The sequence below is a fragment of the Nocardioides sp. genome (assembly GCF_035503875.1).
Lineage (GTDB): Bacteria > Actinomycetota > Actinomycetes > Propionibacteriales > Nocardioidaceae > Nocardioides.
Genome location: NZ_DATJTA010000062.1, coordinates 42,119 through 57,853, shown reverse-complemented (window position 1 = coordinate 57,853; position 15,735 = coordinate 42,119). Strand labels below are relative to the sequence as shown.

Genomic DNA, 15,735 nt, shown 5'->3' with positions numbered 1-15,735 from the left:
GCCGCGTCCCGGACCCGGACCCGCTCCCCGTCGTACCAACCCTGAGAGAACCCGATGAGCACCCTGCACGACGCCCCGACCACCCAGCTCCCCGCGGTCGAGGGGTACGCCGCCGCCCCGCCCGCGCGGCCGCTCGCCTCGCTCGAGGCGCGCGAGATCACGGCCTGGTTCGGTGAGCGCAAGGTGCTCGACCGGGTCTCGCTGACCATGCCGGCGGGCCGGATCACCGCACTCATCGGTCCCTCCGGCTGCGGCAAGTCGACCTTCCTGCGGATCCTGAACCGGATGCACGAGCTGGTGCCGTCGGCACAGCTCGCGGGGGAGGTGCTGCTGGACGGGGAGGACGTCTACGACCCGCAGCGCCGGCTGACCGATGCCCGCCGCAGCATCGGCATGGTCTTCCAGAAGCCCAACCCGTTCCCCGCGATGTCGATCCGCGAGAACGTGCTCGCCGGCCTCAAGCTCACCGGCACCAAGGCCTCGAAGTCGGACCGGGACGCGCTCGTCGAGTACTGCCTGGTCCGCGGCGGGCTGTGGAACGAGGTCAAGGACCGGCTCGACGCACCCGGCGGCGGACTGTCCGGTGGGCAGCAGCAGCGGCTGTGCATCGCCCGCTCGCTGGCCATCAAGCCGCGGGTGCTGCTCATGGACGAGCCGTGCTCGGCGCTCGACCCCACGTCGACCCGGGTCATCGAGGAGACGATGCTCGAGTTGGCCAAGGAGGTCACCATCGTCATCGTGACCCACAACATGCAACAGGCCGCGCGGGTGTCCGACACCTGCGCCTTCTTCCTCGCCGCCCAGGGCACCCCCGGGGTGATCGTGGAGCACGGGGATACTGCTGCCATGTTCGCCAGCCCGCAGGACCAGCGCACCCACGACTACGTCAACGGACGTTTCGGGTGAGCGCTGCCCGCCTCATCGGTCTGCTGGCGGCGCTGCTGGTCGCGGTCGCCGGCCTGGGCTACCTCGCCTCGCTGACCGTCCTGGCGCCGAAGCAGATCCCCGTCCCGGAGCAACGGGCCTACGTCGCCGCCCCGGTGCCCGCCGAGGCGCCGGCTCCCGTCGTACCCGCGGGGGAGCCGGTCGGCGCGCCCGTCGCCGACGCGGCCTGGGTCGCGAAGAACGCCGAGGCCTCGGGCGTGCCCGAGATCGCCCTGCGGGCCTACGCCACCGCGCAGCTCCGCCTCGCGAAGAGCTGCAAGCTCGGCTGGACGACGCTCGCCGGCATCGGCTGGGTGGAGTCGCAGCACGGCACCATCGACGGCCGGGTCCTGCGCGCCGACGGCACGTCCTCCTCGCGCATCCTCGGCCCTGCCCTGGACGGCACGGGCGACTTCGCCGCCATCCCCGCCACGCCCGAGAGCTCCACCTGGCACGGCAACGACCGCTGGGACCACGCCGTCGGCCCGATGCAGTTCATCCCCAGCACCTGGGCCACCTGGGGCTCCGACGGTGACGGCGACGGTGTCGCCGACCCCAACGACCTCGACGACGCGGCCTACTCCGCCGCCCGCTACCTGTGCGCCGAGGGCCACGACCTGACCACCGGCCAGGGCTGGGCGGACGCGATCTTCTCCTACAACCACGCCCAGTCCTACGTCGACGCCGTCCACGCCGCCGCAACGTCGTACGCCGAGCGCACCGCCGCTGGTTGAAGTGCGAAGGACGAAGTCCTGAGCCTCGAAACCCGGTGAGCCGGGAAGCAGTCCCGTGGTCGTCGCCGCCGGTCGGCTCACCCGGTTTCGAGGCTCGCTCCGCTCGCACCTCAACCAGCGTGGGGGAAGGCGTGCCTGGAGCCCTGACGGGTGTCGAGGGGAAGGGTGGTGTCGCGATGCAGGCGCCGTGACGGCGCGCTGGTTGAGGTTTGAAGGACGAAGTCCTGAGCCTCGAAACCCCGGCGACCCGAGAAGCGGCCCCGTGGTCGTCGCCGCCGGTCGGCTCACCCGGTTTCGAGGCTCGCTCCGCTCGCACCTCAACCAGCGTGGGGGAAGGCGTGCCTGGGGCACTGACGGGTGTCGAGAGGCAGGGTGGTGTCGCGATGCAGGCGCTCGTCACGGCGCGCTGGTTGAGGTGTGAAGGACGAAGTCCTGAGCCTCGAAACCCGGCGAGTCGAGAAGCAGCGGTGGGTACGGCGGCCGCGGTCTCCGGTCGGGTCACGGCAGTCTCAGTGATCACTGAGATAGCGGGGTCACCGCAGCCAGCACTCGTCGTACCTGGTCGCGGTCACCGGCCGGTTGGCGGCTGCTTCGGGTCGACCGCTGTGGCCACCGCTGCGAACCTCAGTGCGACGGACACCGAGGGACGCTGGTTGAGGTGCGAAGGACGAAGTCCTGAGCCTCGAAACCCAGTAAGCCGAGAAGCAGCGCCGAGCGAGCACCCCCGCCCGCTGTGGAAGACGAACCCGGACTGTCGGCGCCCCCACCTACCATCTTTGTATGGCCACTCGGGAACTCCACGACTGCGACAACGCCTCCGCGTTGCTCGCCTACGTGGGCGCCCGCCGCACCGCCGCAGCGCGGGCCGAGGCCGACCAACTCGCCGCCGCGGTCGCCTGGGCGGGGATGCACTCGACCGACTCGTACGACGAGGCCGCGACCCTCGTACCGGGCGTGGAGGAGTCGTTGACGATCGCGGGACCGGGTGCCCCGCTGGTCGCCGAGTTCTCCGTGCTGGAGTTCGCCGCCGCGCTCGGCCTGTCCTCCGATGCGGGCCGGATGTACCTGGGTGAGGCGGTCGAGCTGGCCCACCGGCTCCCGCAGCTCTACGCCCGGGTCCAGTCCCTCGATCTCCCGGTCTGGAAGGCCCGGCGGATCGCCAAGACCACCCTCGACCTCCCCATGGCGGGCGCCGCCTACGTCGACGCCCACCTCGCAGCGGTCGCCCATAAGGTCTCCATCGCCCAGCTCGACCGGACCGTCGAGGAGGCCCGGGTCCGCTTCGACCCCGACGAAGCCCTCGCCCGCCAGAACGCGGCCCAGGAAGGACGGCACTTCGACATCGAGACCCGCCAGGTCTCCTTCGACGGCTGCGTCGACGTGCACGGCACGTTGGACCTGGCTGACGCTCTCGACCTGGAGGACGCGGTCGCGCGGCGGGCGCATGACCTCAGTGCCCTCGGTCTGGACGCGCCGTTGGACGTCCGCCGATCGATCGCCGTGGGTGACCTGGCTCGGCGCCAGCTCTCGCTCGACCTGGCGGCGGCGGAGCCGGAGGATCGGCCCAAGGCTCGCCAGGTGCTGTTGCACGTGCATCTCTCCGAGGCGGCCCTCGCTGGTGCTAGCACCGATCTGGACCTCGCCCGGGTGGAGGAGACCCGCTCGTTCGTCTCGGCAGAGCAGGTCAAGACCTGGTGTGCGAACCCGGACACCCAGGTCATCGTGAAGCCGGTCATCGACCTGGCCGATCACGTGCACGTGGATGCCTACGAAGTCCCGGACCGGTTGCGTGAGCGTCAGGTGCTGCTTGCAGCACACGTGCGTGTTCCCGTGGTGCCAGAGACGAGCCCGGCGGGCGGACTGCGACCACATCGACCCCGCCGCCCGCGGTGGACCGACCTGTGACTGCAACATCGCACCGCTATGCCGGCGACATCACCGAGCGAAGACCCACACGCGGTGGCGTTACGACAAGGTCGACGACACCTCGTTCGTGTGGCGTACACCCAACGGTCTGCTCTTCCAACGCGACCACCACGGCACCAACCCGCTCGACACCCTGCAGCCCTGACCGCGGCACCGCCCGGCAGGGCTACAGGCACGCCCACTCCGACGCTGGTTGAGGTGCGAGCGGAGCGAGCCTCGAAACCTGGTGAGACGAACGACCGCGACGACCACAGGCTGCTTCTCGGGTCACCGGGTTTCGAGGCTCAGGACTTCGTCCTTCGCACCTCAACCAGCGTGGGCGATCAGGACTTCGTCCTGCGCACACCTCAACCAGCGGGGGTGGAGGTGCGAGTTAGGCTGGCCTAACACCGAGTGTCAGGAGTATCTGTGCCGAAGAGCACCACCACCCTCGTCGTCACCTCGACCGAGCGGCTCAGTCCCGGGATGGTCCGGGTACACTTCCGCAGCGACGACCTGTCGGCGTTCGCCGACAGCACGGACACGGATCGCTACGTCAAGCTCGCGCTCGGTACGCCGGAGGAGCCGGTCGTGCGGACGTACACGGCGGTGGAGCCCGATGTCGCGGCGGGCACGGTGGCGATCGACTTCGTGGTCCACGGCGACGAGGGGTACGCCGGGCCGTGGGCGGCGTCCGCGAAGGCGGGCGACGTGCTGGAGGTGCGGGGGCCGGGTGGCGGGTACGCGCCGGACCCGAGCGCGGACTGGCACCTGCTCGCGGGGGACGAGGCCGGGCTGCCGGCGATCCGGGCGGCGCTGGCGGCGCTGCCGGCGGACGCCGTGGGCTACGCCGTCGTCGAGACGTACGACGCCGACCACGTGCAGCCGCTGAACGCCCCGGCGGGCGTCGAGGTCAGCTGGCACCACGACGGCGACCTGGCGGGCGCCGTCCGGGCGCTGCCGTGGCGCGAGGGCCGGGTGCAGGTGTTCGTGCACGGCGAGGCGGAGGTGACCATGCACGCGATCCGCCCGTACCTGCTGAAGGAGCGCGGCGTGCCGCGCCAGGACGCCTCGATCTCGGGCTACTGGCGGCGCGGTCGCACCGAGGAGGGTTTCCGCGCCTGGAAGAAGGACCTGGCCGCCGCCGAGGGCTGAGGTCAGTCCCGCCTCAGTCGCCACCCGGCCTGGGTGGCCAGCACGACGGCGGCCAGCTGCGAGGACACCTCCAGCTTGCCGAGGATGGCGCTGATCTGGGTCCGCACGGTGGCTTCGGAGACCACCCACCGCTGGGCGATGTCGCGGGCGGTCCGGCCCTCCATGAGCTGGTCCAGGACCTCCTGCTCGCGGGTGCTGAGGACGGCGAACCGCGCGCGCAGCTCGGCCGCCGCCCGCTCGCTCGACTCCCACTGCTCGACGAGCTCCTCGTACTCCCCGGGGGCCAGGACGACCTCGTGGCGGCTGAGCCGGCCGACGTTCTCGAGGATGTCGTGCAGGGCGGTGGTCTTGGCGACCACCCGGCTCGCGCCGTGCAGCAGGCACTCGCCCCACTGCGAGCGAGGTGCGGAGGTGAGCACCAGGACCGCGACCCCGGCCTCGGCCAGCGGGCGCACCAGGCGCAGGCCGCTTCCGAACGGCCCCAGGTCGAGGTCGACGAGCGCGATGGCCGGGTGGAAGTCCGCGATCTCGGTGAGCAGCCCCTCGGCGCCCACCGGGCGGAGCGGTACGGCGAAGCGCCGGGTGGGATAGCCCTCCTGCTCGAGGGCCAGGACGAGGGTCTCGGCGAACAGCTGGTGGTCGTCGACGACGGCGATCCGCAGGCTCACAGGCGTGCTCGGGAGGCCGGCTCGGGGGCGCGACGCACCCCGATGACGAACGAGGCCCCAGGGCGGTGCGTGGGGTCGTACGTGAGCCGGCCCGAGCCGTCCTCCAGCATCCGCCGGGCGAGGTGGAGACCGATCCCGCTGCCCGCGGAGGCGGCCGAGCGGACGCCCCAGTCGAACATCGTGTCGGCGACCGCCGAGGCGACCCCCGGTCCCGCATCGCTGACCCGGATCATCACCCAGCCCGGCTCGTCGCTCACCCGGACCTCGACCGGCGACCCGGGCGCGTGCCGGGCGGCGTTGGCCAGCAGCACGCTGACGGCCTGGGCGAGCGCGTCGGGGACGACCGAGACCCAGCGGCCGTCGGGCGACCAGCGCACGTCGTTGCCCTGGGCGCGGTGCCCGACGACCAGCGGCTGCAGCACCTCGTCGAGGGCGACCGGGAACGGCCGCGCGGGCCGGTCGTCGTGGAGCACGCGCTGCAGGCGGGCGACCTCGTGGGTGACCATCCGCTCCAGCTCGGGCCGCTCCTCCGCCGTCAGGACGTACGACGAGCTCATCAGCTCGGTCGCGCTCGCGATCCCGGCGATCGAGCCCATCACCTCGTGCATCCGCTCCCGGTCGGTCCGGGTGCGCTGCTCCAGGTCGTCGAGGCGCTCCCACACGACGCTGATCAACCGCTGCTGGTCGCGGATCCCCAGGCGCAGCAGGGCGATCGAGGTGGTCGACGTCAGCACGGCCACGACCAGGCCGGAGAGCATCCCCACGACCAGGAGGAGGCTGCCGTCCAGGGGGAACGACCGGTCCTGGATGGCGAGCGCCTGCCAGGAGAAGGTGATCACGATGGCCGCCTGGAACCGCACCTGGGCCCAGGGCGGCAGGTCGGAGCGGCGGGGGAGCGACAGCGCGAGCGCGGCCCCGCTGCCGAGCAGCACGATGGCGGAGGGCACCTCGAGACCCGGCGGCAGCGACCAGTCCAGCCCGCCGCGCAGGACGGCGATGTGGCAGGCCGCGACGAGCGCGCCCAGGATCAGGCCCACGCCGAGCGGGTCGCGCCAGGCCGGGCCGCGCACGCTCGGCGGGCAGGAGGCGAGGAGCAGGAGGAGCAGCGCCAGGGCGACGTTCGCCACGGTGAGGTACGACGCCAGGCTCGGGATCGACGACCGGTCGATGAGGGCCGTCGTCAGCCCCTGCAGGGACACCAGCGCGGTCCCGGCGCACAGCCAGGCGGTGGAGGGGGTCCGCGTCAGCCGCCAGTGCAGGTGGAGCATGAGCGAGGCGACGAGTCCGGCGAGGTAGACGACGGGCGCCGAGGCGGCGGCCAGCTGAGCCGGTGCGGGCATGCCGCGGGCGAGCACGAGGATCACCAGTGGGGCGACGATGACGGCGACCGCGCACGTCGTGGCGGTGCTGCTCCAGACCCCCCCTGGCGCACTGAACTTCGACACGTCTGCCTCCCGTCCGATAGGCCCTGCTGCTCCCTCAAAGCTCACAGGGTCTGGACGGCAACTACTGCCCCCGATGAGTTCCTCCACGGGGACGGTAGACGACGCCGGGTCGTTGTGCACCCCGGTCTGGTGCGGTCGGCGAAATTCGTCGGTCAGTACGCACCGCGGTGGCTGACCACCGCTCCGACCGTGCGCAGCGCGATCCGGGCGTCGAGGCCCAGCGACCAGTTGTCGACGTAGCTGAGGTCGAGCCGGACCGTCTCCTCCCACGAGAGGTCGGAGCGGCCCGACACCTGCCACAGCCCGGTCAGCCCCGGGCGGACGGCGAGCCGCCGCAGCGGGTCGACGGCGTAGCGCTCCACCTCGTGGGGCAGCGCGGGCCGGGGGCCGATCAGCGCCATGTCGCCGCGCACCACGTTCACCAGCTGCGGCAGCTCGTCGAGGGAGTAGCGCCGCAGCACGCGGCCGACCCGGGTGACCCGCGGGTCCTCGCGCATCTTGAACAGCACGCCGCCCGCGCTCTCGTTCCGGTCGGCCAGCGCGGCGTCGGGACGATCCGAGCCGACGCTCATCGTGCGCAGCTTCAGCATCGTGAACGGCCGGCCGTCCAGCCCGATCCGGGTCTGGCGGAACAGTGCCGGCCCGCGGGTCGAGGTGCGGACCACCGTCGCGAGGACGAGCAGCAGCGGGGCGAGCACCAGCAGCGCGAGTCCGGCGAGGACCCGCTCGGCGACCTGCTTGACCAACCGCCGGGGTCCGGGGCGAAGGCTGCCGCGCACCTGCAGCACCCCGAGGTCGCCGGCGCGGTCGGGCGAGGTCCTCGCGGCGCACACGTCGAGGAGCCCGGTGCCGACGTACAGGTCCAGCCCGCGCCGCTCCAGCTCCCAGCCGAGTCGTCGGAGCTGGACCGGGTCGAGCTCCGGAGCGGGCAGCGCCAGGACGGCGTCGGCGTCGCTGCGGGCCGCGAGGTCCGCCAGCTCGTCGGGGCCCTCCGCGCTGTCGGCGGCGACGCCGGCGAGCACGAACGAGTGGCCCGGCCGGCCGAGCTCGTCGACGGCGAGGTCGACCGCGCTGCGCTCGCCGACGAGCAGGATCCGGGTCTGCGGCCTGCCGGCGAACCGTCGTACGACGAGCGAGCCGAGCATCAGCACCGCGGTCAGGGCGATCAGCCAGACCCCGTTCGCCGGGCCGAGCTCGACGGCAGTGGCGATCCAGCAGCCCAGGCCGAGCAGGGTCCCGGCGCGCAGCACCGGGCGGGCGGCGCCCGGACGGTAGGCCCCGGCGGCGGCCAGCAGCGCCGGCCAGAGCACCAGCAGAGCCAGCCCGGTCAGCAGCAGTCCGGCCTCGGGGGTCCCCGCGGGGAGCAGCACGAGCACGGTGGTGGCGACCAGCGCGGTCAGCGCGTCGGCGCCGAGCAGGGTCAGCCGGTGGCGCAGCAGCGCCCGGCCCCGAGCCGGTGCCACCAGGTCGTCGAGGGGCGCCGTCGCGATCCTCACGGACGCGGAGCCGGTGGCGGCGGCGGTGGAGACGGACCGGGGCAGTGCCTCGGGAGTCGTCGTGACCACGGTGGTTCCTTCCGTCGGGGTCCGCTCACCGTAGGAACGGGGCAGGTGCCCGTTCATGCCGCAAATGGGGCATCTGTCGGGCCGGGACACCGCTCAGGGCATCGGGGGCGGACGCCAGCCCACCTGGTTGGCGCGGCTCACGGCCCCGAGCTGGGTGCGCACCGCCAGCTTGGCCAGGATCGCCTTGACCTGGGTCCGCACGGTCGACTCGCTGACCCCCGAGGACTCCGCGATCACCCGGACCGGGTGGCCGGCCTGGAGCTGCCCGAGCACCTCCGCCTCGCGGGAGGTGAGGCTGTCCAGGCGGGCGACCACCGCCCGGCGCTCGGCCTGGCCGCGCTGCCACTGCTCGACCAGGCGGTCGAGCTGCTCGCGGGACATCACCGGGAGCCCGGCGGCGAGTCGCTCGACGGTCTGGAGGATGTCGGAGAGCGGCCGCGCCCGGCTGAGCACCGCGCTGGCGCCGTACCGCACGGCCTCGCCCCAGCGTGCGCCGATCGGTGCCGCGGTGAGCGCGACCACCACGATCTGGTTGCGGGAGAGCGGCGCGACCAGCCGGATGCCGTCGAAGGGGCCGGGGTCGATGTCGACGAGGGCGATGTCCGGCGAGTCGTCGGTGATGTCGGCGATCACCCGGCCCAGGTCGTTGCCCGTGTCGGGGAGGACGACGTGCCAGGCGGCGTGGCCCGCGGCGCGCAGCGCCAGCTCGATGGACTCCGCGAGCAGGGCGTGGCCGACCGCAACGACCACTCGCGTGGGCGACCGCATGCTCATCTGCTCTGCTTCCGACGGACCTCTGGGGAGCCCCGTTGCCCCACGGTAGGGAAGCGCCCTCGACCAGGTGCCCGAGGCCGGTCCGGATACCCACCTCTGGGGAAACCGTCCCCAGACGTGGGGACCGCAGGGCTCGGAGGCCATTCGCTGGGTTCCGGCACGCACACCATGCCCGCGTGCCGCGATGACGAGGCGGACACTCGACGAGAGGGAGACCCATGCCGGCGACGTGCTCCGCCCCCCACGCGTCCCGGCCGGCACGGCCGGCGCACCTGGCCGTGCTGGTCGCCTCCGACCAGCCCCTGGTCGCCGACGCCGTGCACACCGCGCTGATCAGCCAGGGGCTCGAGGCGACCGCGACACCGGTCACCCGGGGGCCGATCCCGGCCGCGCAGACCGCCCGCCTGCAACGCGTCGGCGCGACGGTGCTGCTGGTGATCTCCGACCTCACCCGGCCCAGCCGGCTCGAGGGTGCCCGCTCGATGATCGACGACCTGAAGCTGCCGACCGTGGTGCTCGCCGGCGCGGAGGGCGACGTGGAGTGGGGCGCGGTGCTGGAGAGCGGAGCGACGGTCGTGCTGCCGGAGTCGGCGACGCTGGACGAGGTCGTCCGGGCGTTGCGCGGCGCGGTCCGCGGCGCTCCGCTGGTCGCCCAGGCCCGGCGCCAGGAGCTGATCGACGAGTGGCGGCGCATCGTCCAGGAGCGCTTCGAGCTGGCGTCGCGTCTCGCGTCGCTCAGCCCGCGCGAGCGCGAGGTGCTCCGGATGCTCTACCTGGGCGAGTCGGTCCAGGAGATCGCCGAGCGCACGGGCGTCGCCGTGGCGACCGTGCGCAGCCACGTGCGGTCGGTGCTGCGCAAGCTCGGGGTCAGCTCGCAGCTGTCCGCGGTCGCCGTCTACGCCCAGCTGGGCCTGCTCGGCGGCGACGGCGGCTGAGCGCCGGGCCGGGCTGAGGAGGAGGTCAGTCGTCGGCCGGGGCGAGGCCGGCGCCGGACTCGACGTACCTGCGGCCGGTCTGCGGACACCGCCACTCCTCACCGTCGGCCACCAGCGGTACGCCGGCGTGCCCGACCCAGCCGACCCGCCGGGCCGGGACGCCGACGACCAGGGCGAAGTCGGGTACGTCGGCCACGACGACGGCGCCCGCGGCGACCAGCGCCCACCGGCCGACCTCGACGGGCGCGACGCAGACGGCGCGGGCGCCGATGCTCGCCCCCTCGCGCAGGGTGACGCCGACGGCGTCCCAGTCGTCCGCGCTCTTCAGCCGGCCCTCGGGCGTCACGGCCCGGGGGAACACGTCGTTGGTCAGCACGGCGGCGGGACCGACGAAGACGCCGTCCTCCAGCACCGCCGGCTCGTAGACGAGCGCCTGGTTCTGCAGCTTGCACCGGTCGCCGACCCGGACGCCCGGGCCGACGTACGCCGAACGCCCGATCACGCAGTCGCTGCCCACCTCGGCGTCCTCGCGCACCTGCGCGAGGTGCCAGATCCGGGTGCGGTCCCCGATCCGCGCGCGCGGATCCACGTCCGCGGTGGGCTCGACCAGGGCAGGGGCGTCGGACAGCGTCTGCTCGCTCATCCCGCCATCGCACCGCGTGGGCCGAGGGACCGGGCGACCACCCGGACGAGTTACCCCATTCGGGGGAAAGGGGGCGCTCGGCGTCCCGCCGCGAGAGCCCGGCATCGAGGCTGGTGGTCCGCTACGGCAGAAGGCAGTCCTCGTGAACCCGACCCACACCCGGCGCTGCCGGACGGCACGTCGTCCCTCGCCCCTCGTCCTGGTCCTCCTCCTCGCCCTGACCGCGGTCGGCCTGGTGCCGACCCTCGGGGCGCCGGCGACGGCGGCCGCGGCCGACCCGTGCGGCGCGCAGGGCAACAAGATCACCTGCGAGAACAGCCTGGCCGGCACGCCCGACGAGGAGTGGGATGACATGTGGGGGGCGGGCAGCTCGGACATCCAGGGCTTCTCGACCGACATCAGCGTCAACGTCGGCAACCGGGTCGACTTCAAGATCGACACCGCCGCCACGGCGTACACGGTCACGATCTACCGGATCGGCTACTACGGCGGCGAGGGGGCGCGGCGGATCACCAGCGTCCCGGTCACGGCGACGCTGCCGCAGCACCAGCCGCAGTGCATCACCGACGTCGTCACCGAGCTCTACGACTGTGGCAACTGGGGGGTCTCGGCGTCCTGGCAGGTCCCGTCGACCGCGGTCTCGGGGGTGTACGTCGCGCGCCTGGAGATCCCGTCGACCGGCGACGCCAGCCACATCACCTTCGTGGTCCGCGACGATTCGAGCCACTCGGACATCGTCTTCCAGACCTCCGACACCACCTGGCAGGCCTACAACACCTACGGCGGGTCGGACTTCTACACCGGCGGCGCCAACGGGCGCGCCTACAAGGTCAGCTACAACCGGCCCGTGCTCACCCGCGGCGGTCCCGGGGGCCGGGACTTCTTCTTCGCCAACGAGTACCCGCTGATCCGCTTCCTCGAGAAGAACGGGTACGACGTGAGCTACCAGGCCGGCGTCGACACCGATCGGCGCGGTCACCTGCTGCGCAACCACAAGACCTTCCTCTCGGTCGGCCACGACGAGTACTGGAGCGGGGCGCAGCGCGCGAACGTGGAGGCCGCCCGCGACGCCGGCGTCAACCTCCAGTTCCTCAGCGGCAACGAGATCTACTGGCGCACCCGCTACGAGGCGTCCGCCGACCCCAGCCACACGCCGTACCGGACCCTCGTCAGCTACAAGGAGACCTGGGACCGCCGGAAGCTGGACACCACCTCCGCCCAGTGGACGGGCACCTGGCGCGACCCGCGCTACGCCGCCCAGTCCAACGGCGGCGGCCTGCCCGAGAACGCCCTGATCGGGACCCAGTACCAGGTCAACCACGACGACCTGGCGGTGAAGGTCAGCGCGGCGGAGGGCCGCCTGCGGCTGTGGCGAGGCACCACCCTCGCCGGCCTGGCGTCCGGGACGACGGCGACGCTCGCGCCGCACACCATCGGCTACGAGTCCAACGAGGACGTCGACAACGGCTTCCGGCCCCCGGGTCTGGTGCGGTTGTCGACCACCACCGGACCGACCCCGGAGTACCTCACCGACTACGGCAACACGGTGGTGTCCGGGACCACGACCCACCACCTGACGCTCTACCGCGCCGCCAGCGGCGCGCTGGTGTTCAGCGCGGGCAGCGTGCAGTGGACCTGGGGTCTCGACTCCGAGCACGACTCGCCCTACGCGCCCGAGCCGGCCGACCGACGGATGCAGCAGGCGCAGGTCAACCTGCTCGCCGACATGGGCGCCCAGCCCAAGACCCTGAGCAGCGACCTGACCCTCGCCACGGCCTCCACCGACACGACGGCCCCGACCACGACGATCACCAGCCCGTCGGCGGGCGCCTCCCGCGCGAACGGCGCCCGGCTCAACGTGACCGGCACCGCGACCGACACCGGTGGCCGGGTCGCCGGCGTCGAGGTCAGCACCGACGACGGCGACACCTGGCACCCGGCGACGACGCTGGACCAGCTGAGCGGCGCCTGGTCCTACACCGCTGCGCAGCGCGGCGTGGGGGCGGAGACGATCCGGGCCCGCGCGATCGACGACAGCGGCAACATCGGGGCGGCGACGAACCGCGCGGTGACCGTCACCTGCCCGTGCACGGTGTACGGCGCCGACGAGCCGAGGACCCCGTCGGCGGACGACACCTCCGCGGTCGAGCTGGGCCTGCGGTTCACGATGGCCGAGGACGGCTACCTGACCGGCGTCCGCTTCTTCAAGGGGACCGGCAACGGCGGCACCCACGTGGGGTCGCTGTGGAGCGAGGCCGGCGAGCGCCTGGCGACGGCGAACTTCATCAACGAGAGCGCGACGGGCTGGCAGCGGGTCGACTTCGCGTCCCCGGTCCCGGTCACGGCGGGGGAGAAGTACGTCGCGTCGTACACCGCCCCGAACGGCCGGTACTCCGTCGAGACCGACGCCTTCTCGTCGGCCACGTGGCGCCGCGCGCCGTTCCGGATCCCCGGTGGGTTCGGCGCACCCCCGTCGGGCGTGTTCGCCGCGCCCGGCCGGTTCCCCGAGGAGTCGCACGCGAACACGGGCTACTTCGTCGAGCCGGTCTACAGCAGCACCGACAGCTCGCCGTTGACCCTGCTCGGGAAGACCCCGCTGGCCGGCTCCTCCAGCGTGCCGCGCGGCACGACCGTCACGGCGCGCTTCTCGCGTCCGGTCAGCCCCGCGAGCGCGGCCATCACCCTGGTCGACAGCGCGGGCGCGACCGTCGCCGGCACGAAGTCGTACGACGCCGCGACCCGCACGGTCACCTTCACGCCCACCGCGGCGCTGGCCGGAGGGATCCGCTACACCGCGACGGCAGCGGGCATCGACTCGAACGGGCTCCCGCTCACCGGCCAGCCCTCGTGGTCGTTCACCACGGCCGTGCCGGCAGGCGCGGCCGGAGTCTGTCCGTGTTCGCTCTTCTCCGACGACACCGTCCCAGGCGCCGAGATGGACGAACCGACCGCGTTGACGGTCGGGACCCGCTTCACCAGTGACGTCGCCGGCACGATCACCGCGGTGCGCTTCCACAAGGGCGCGGGCAACACCGGCACTCACGAGGGCGCGGTCTGGTCGGCGGGGGGTGACCGGCTCGCCGTCGGCACCTTCGCCGACGAGACCACCGCCGGCTGGCAGACGCTGGTGCTCTCGCAGCCCGTGGAGGTCACGCCCGGCACCGAGTACATCGTGGCGTACCGCAGCCCGACCGGGCGCTACTCGCTGACCTCGGGCGCCTTCGCGAACTCGAACCTGTCCAAGCCGCCGCTGCGGGTCGGCTCGACCGCCGGCAGCTACACCTACGGCACCGGCTTCCCGTCGTCGCGCTCCTCGTCGAGCTACCTGGTCGACGTCGTCTTCGAGCGCAAGCCCGCCTCGATCGCCATCGAGGCCCAGGACCCGCCCGCCGGTGCGCTCGAGGTGCCCCGGAACAACCCGGTCCGGGTCTGGTTCACCACGGCCATCCAGTCGGGCGCCTCGCTCACCGCGACGGTCGGGGGCCAGCCGGTCGCCGGGAGCGCCGCGCTGTCGGCCGACGGCACCCGGCTCTCGTTCGTCCCGAGTGCGCTGCTGCCCGCGTCCTCGGTCGTGACGGTGCAGCTGGCCGGGGTCCGTTCGACCGAGGGCGCCGTCCTCGCCGACCGGACCTGGACCTTCACCACCGAGGGTCCCGGAGCGCCCGCCCAGACGATCTTCGGCGACACGATGCCCACGGTCCCGAGCGACGACTCCTCGGCGCCCGTCGAGCTCGGGACCGCCTTCGTCCCGAGCAGGGACGGGACGGTGCGCGCCCTGCGGTTCCTCAAGGGCACGGGCAACGGCGGCACCCACGTCGGGACCCTGTGGAGCGACACGGGCGAGGTCCTGGCCCGCGTCACCTTCGCGAACGAGACGCCGCAGGGCTGGCAGCGGGCCCGGCTGTCGACCCCCGTCCGGGTGCTGGCCGGGAAGCGGTACGTCGTCTCCTACCTCGCCCCGCAGGGCCATTACTCCTACTCGCTGGACCACTTCACCCAGCCGGTGACCTCGGGCCAGCTGGTGGCTCCGGCGGGCGACAACGGGCGCTTCCTGTACGGCGCCGCGGGCGGGTTCCCGACCTACAGCTACCGCTCGTCGAGCTACTTCGCCGACGTCGAGTACGTCCCGGACGACGCGACCATCTCGGTGACCTCGCGCTCGCCTGCCTCCGGCGCCACCAACGTGGCGGTCGGGGCACGTCCCGCGGCCACGTTCAGCGTGCCCGTGCGGCCGGCGTCGACCATCCGGGTCCTCGTCGGCGGTCAGCCGGTCGCGGGTGACGCCGAGCTCTCCGAGGACGCCAGGCGCCTGACCTTCACCCCGACGGCGGCACTGCCCGCCGACCAGACGGTGACGGTGCAGCTCGCCGGCGTGGTCTCCACCGACGGCGCCGTGCTGCCGGACGAGAGCTGGACGTTCCGGACCGCGGCGGCTCCGGCCACGCTGACCTCGATGTTCTCCGGGCTGACGCCGACGACGGCGGTCGTCGCCGAGCTCGATCCCGTCGAGCTGGGGACGGTGTTCACCCCCAGCACGAGCGGCGAGGTGACGGCGATCCGCTTCTACAAGGGCGCGGGCAACTCGGGCACCCACACCGGGACCCTGTGGTCGGCCACCGGGACCCCGCTGGCCACGGTCACCTTCACCGACGAGTCGGCGACCGGCTGGCAGACGGCGGAGCTCGCCACGCCGTACCCGGTCGCGGCGGGGCAGACCTACGTCGTGTCCTACTTCGCCCCGCGCGGCTACTACTCGGTCACGCCGGGCTTCTTCTCCACCCCGTGGACCCGGGGCCCGCTGACCGCGCCCGCGACGGCCAACGGCCGCTTCCGGTACGGCGCGACCAGCGGGTTCCCGGAGTCGACCTGGGGGGCGTCGAACTACTTCGTCGACGTCGTCCTGCGTACCCCCTGACGGCCGCCTCCGGGGGTCTCCCCAATAGAGGGGATAGCACCCCTGGACCGGCCCGGGCGCGGCGTCCGCGAA

Annotated in this window: 11 protein-coding genes; 6 read left to right on the top strand and 5 right to left on the bottom strand. The window is 73.0% G+C overall.

Features of this window, described 5'->3' with window-relative positions; all coding sequences use genetic code 11:
• The first annotated feature begins 54 nt into the window (after nucleotides 1-54).
• From VMF51_RS14980 to VMF51_RS14965, 4 genes are all read left to right on the top strand, one after another.
• The gene (locus VMF51_RS14980) at nucleotides 55-906 is read left to right on the top strand and encodes a phosphate ABC transporter ATP-binding protein (RefSeq protein WP_325475252.1); all 852 of its coding nucleotides are present in this window, start codon (nucleotides 55-57) and stop codon (nucleotides 904-906) included.
• Complete coding sequence (locus VMF51_RS14975; RefSeq protein ID WP_325475251.1) at nucleotides 903-1,658, top strand: lytic transglycosylase domain-containing protein; 756 nt, start codon at nucleotides 903-905, stop codon at nucleotides 1,656-1,658. Before VMF51_RS14980 ends, VMF51_RS14975 begins: the two co-directional genes overlap by 4 nt.
• A gap of 780 nt (nucleotides 1,659-2,438) precedes the next feature.
• Entirely contained in the window at nucleotides 2,439-3,563 is a 1,125-nt protein-coding gene (locus VMF51_RS14970; protein ID WP_325475250.1) for an HNH endonuclease, read from the top strand.
• Between the two features lie 429 nt (nucleotides 3,564-3,992).
• On the top strand, nucleotides 3,993-4,718 hold the full coding sequence (locus VMF51_RS14965; protein WP_325475249.1) for a siderophore-interacting protein: 726 nt from the start codon (nucleotides 3,993-3,995) through the stop codon (nucleotides 4,716-4,718).
• Between the two features lie 2 nt (nucleotides 4,719-4,720).
• Here VMF51_RS14965 and VMF51_RS14960 read toward each other — a convergent pair whose 3' ends face one another.
• The 4 genes from VMF51_RS14960 to VMF51_RS14945 form a co-directional block, all read right to left on the bottom strand.
• Nucleotides 4,721-5,386 carry a response regulator transcription factor gene (locus VMF51_RS14960; protein WP_325475248.1) on the bottom strand — a complete coding sequence of 222 codons (666 nt, stop codon included), beginning with the start codon at nucleotides 5,384-5,386 and terminating at the stop codon, nucleotides 4,721-4,723.
• On the bottom strand, nucleotides 5,383-6,831 hold the full coding sequence (locus tag VMF51_RS14955; protein WP_325475247.1) for a HAMP domain-containing sensor histidine kinase: 1,449 nt from the start codon (nucleotides 6,829-6,831) through the stop codon (nucleotides 5,383-5,385). Before VMF51_RS14955 ends, VMF51_RS14960 begins: the two co-directional genes overlap by 4 nt.
• 152 nt (nucleotides 6,832-6,983) lie before the next feature.
• The gene (locus tag VMF51_RS14950; RefSeq protein WP_325475246.1) at nucleotides 6,984-8,396 is read right to left on the bottom strand and encodes an exopolysaccharide biosynthesis polyprenyl glycosylphosphotransferase; all 1,413 of its coding nucleotides are present in this window, start codon (nucleotides 8,394-8,396) and stop codon (nucleotides 6,984-6,986) included.
• A gap of 93 nt (nucleotides 8,397-8,489) precedes the next feature.
• Nucleotides 8,490-9,170: a response regulator transcription factor gene (locus tag VMF51_RS14945; RefSeq protein WP_325475245.1), complete on the bottom strand. Its 681-nt coding sequence runs from the start codon at nucleotides 9,168-9,170 to the stop codon at nucleotides 8,490-8,492.
• Nucleotides 9,171-9,388: 218 nt separating this feature from the next.
• Between VMF51_RS14945 and VMF51_RS14940 the strand changes: the two genes are divergently transcribed.
• Nucleotides 9,389-10,105: a response regulator transcription factor gene (locus VMF51_RS14940; protein WP_325475244.1), complete on the top strand. Its 717-nt coding sequence runs from the start codon at nucleotides 9,389-9,391 to the stop codon at nucleotides 10,103-10,105.
• A 25-nt stretch (nucleotides 10,106-10,130) separates the two neighbouring features.
• Here the strand turns inward: VMF51_RS14940 and VMF51_RS14935 are convergent, their stop codons facing one another.
• Complete coding sequence (locus VMF51_RS14935; protein ID WP_325475243.1) at nucleotides 10,131-10,748, bottom strand: acyltransferase; 618 nt, start codon at nucleotides 10,746-10,748, stop codon at nucleotides 10,131-10,133.
• Between the two features lie 142 nt (nucleotides 10,749-10,890).
• Here VMF51_RS14935 and VMF51_RS14930 point away from each other — a divergent pair, with 142 nt between their 5' ends.
• Nucleotides 10,891-15,663 (top strand): DUF4082 domain-containing protein, encoded by a 4,773-nt coding sequence (locus VMF51_RS14930; protein ID WP_325475242.1) that lies wholly within the window; start codon nucleotides 10,891-10,893, stop codon nucleotides 15,661-15,663.
• Nucleotides 15,664-15,735: the final 72 nt, after the last annotated feature.